A 2,283-nucleotide genomic window follows, 5' to 3' on the forward strand; every position below is an offset into this window, starting at 1 on the left:
AGGTGGCCGCCATTGCCGACTTCGCGCACATCGGCGACGCGGTGGCGCGGCAGGACGACGACGGGGTTAGCGTGGCCCGCGCCGAAGGGGCCAACCTTCTCAAGCGCATCGAGCATTGTGAAGTTCGCGCCTTCGGCTGACAGCGCGCCATCAATCGGCAAGGTCTCGTCGGCACGCAGGGCATGAACGTCGCTGGCGCGCTCTTCGAAGAAGGCGCGTAGCTGACCGAGCTTGGTACGTTCAAGCGTGATGCCGGCCGCCATGGCGTGGCCGCCGCCCTTGACGAGGATGCCTGAGTCGACCGCTTCACGCACCAGTTTGCCTATGTCAAAGCCCGGAATGGACCTTCCGGAGCCCGAGCCGACGCCGTTTGGATGAAAATGGATGGCGAAGCTTGGCCGCCGCGCATGCTCCTTCAAGCGTGCCGCGATCAGGCCGACGATGCCCGGATGCCACTTGTCGCTGGCGGTCACCAGCACCGCAGGACCTTGCCCGCCGAAGAGTTCAGCGTCGGCTTCAGCACGCGCCTGGGCAAGCATCTCCTGCTCCATGGCCTGACGCTCGGCATTCAGGCGATCGAGCGTTTCGGCGATCTTCTGCGCCTCGACAGGATCGTCGGTGGAAAGCAGACGGCTGCCGAGCGCTGCGTCGCCGATACGACCGCCGGCATTAATGCGCGGGCCGATGAGGAAGCCGAGGTGAAACACGTTGAGTGGTTCGCCGATGCGGGCGACGCGCGCCAGGATCGAGAGGCCTGAATTCTGATTTTGCCGGGCAACGATCAGACCTTTGGCGACGAAAGCCCGGTTGACGCCAATCAGGGGCACGACATCGCAGATCGTGGCGAGCGCCACGAGGTCGAGCATCTCGAGGAGGTTCGGCGGTGTCTTGCCGCGAGTTCGGAGCAGCTTCGCGACTTGGACCAGCGTGACGAACACGACGCCGGCCGCACACAAATGGCCCTGTCCTGACAGATCGTCCTGCCGGTTCGGGTTCACTACCGGCGTTCCAGCTGGCAACTCGCCGCCGACCTGGTGGTGGTCGAGCACGACAACATCGGCGCCCGCTTGATTGGCCGCCTCGATCGACGGCGCGCTGTTGGTGCCGCAATCGACTGTGACGATCAGCTTCGCGCCGCGTCCGACAAGCTCGCGCATCGCATCGGGATTGGGGCCGTAGCCCTCGAAGATGCGATCCGGAATGTAGATTTCGGATGGCACTTGGAAGTGGTCCAGGAAGCGCTTCATCAGCGCTGAGGACGACGCGCCATCCACATCGTAATCGCCGAAGATCGCCACGCGTTCGCCGCGCTCGATGGCATGCGTGATGCGCTCGGCCGCCGGCAGCATATCGGTGAAGCTGGCGGGATCGGGCAGGAGTGCCCGGATGGTCGGATCGAGGAAGCCCAACGCCGTGTCGGCTGTGATGCCGCGACCGGCCATGACGCGCGCAACGAGATCCGGCACGCCATGACCCTGCGCAATCGCCAGCGCCAGGTTTTCCTGACGTTCGTTGAGGCGGTGTTCCCAGGCAAGGCCGTTGATCGAGCGGCGAATGTCCAGGAAGTGCCTACGGTTTGGCGTTTTGCGCGGCGAGTCCATCATCGCGTCAATATAAGATCTCGCGAGCCTTCATAGTCAGAATTTGTCGAGGTCCTGATGTCGCGCCTTGATCTCGCGCACTGTGCCTGACGAAGAGCGCATGACGATCGTATGCGTCTGGATGGAGTCGCGGCCGAACTTCACGCCGGACAGGAGGTTGCCGTCCGTCACGCCGGTTGCTGCAAACAGCACATCGCCGCACGCCATGTCTTCCATCTGGTAGATTTTGTGCGGATCGGCGATGCCCATCGTAGCCGCACGCGCGACCTTCTCCTCGGAATTTAGCAACAAGCGACCCTGCATCTGACCGCCGATGCAGCGCAGCGCGGCTGCGGCCAGCACGCCTTCCGGCGCGCCGCCCGAGCCGAGATAGATATCGATGCCGGTTTCGTCCGCGTCGGTGGTGTGGATGACGCCGGCGACATCGCCATCGCCGATTAGATCGAGGATGCAGGCGGTGATTTCGTTGACCGGCACGCCCTTAGCCTTGGCCACCGCTTCGATGTTTTCGACGGCTGGCGCATCAATACTGATGATGCCCGGCGGATAACCGGGGCCGACCGCGATCTTGTCCATGTAAACGTCGGGCGCATAAAGCAGGCTGCCCTTTTCCGCGATGGCAATGACGGCCAACGAGTTCGGCAGGTTCTTGGCGCAGATCGTCGTGCCTTCCAGCGGATCG

General features: G+C 63.6%; 2 protein-coding genes. Both read right to left on the bottom strand.

The annotated features are described in order from the left end of the window. Window positions 1-1,604 (bottom strand): single-stranded-DNA-specific exonuclease RecJ (gene recJ / locus RTX98_RS20635; RefSeq protein WP_312798756.1); only part of this gene is annotated, 1,604 nt, incomplete at its 3' end. A gap of 33 nt (window positions 1,605-1,637) precedes the next feature. Continuing rightward, window positions 1,638-2,283: fructose-bisphosphatase class II family protein (locus RTX98_RS20640; RefSeq protein WP_312798757.1), on the bottom strand; the 646-nt coding region annotated here is incomplete at its 5' end.

Source organism: Tianweitania sp., assembly GCF_032053605.1.
Classification (GTDB): Bacteria; Pseudomonadota; Alphaproteobacteria; order Rhizobiales; family Rhizobiaceae; genus Tianweitania.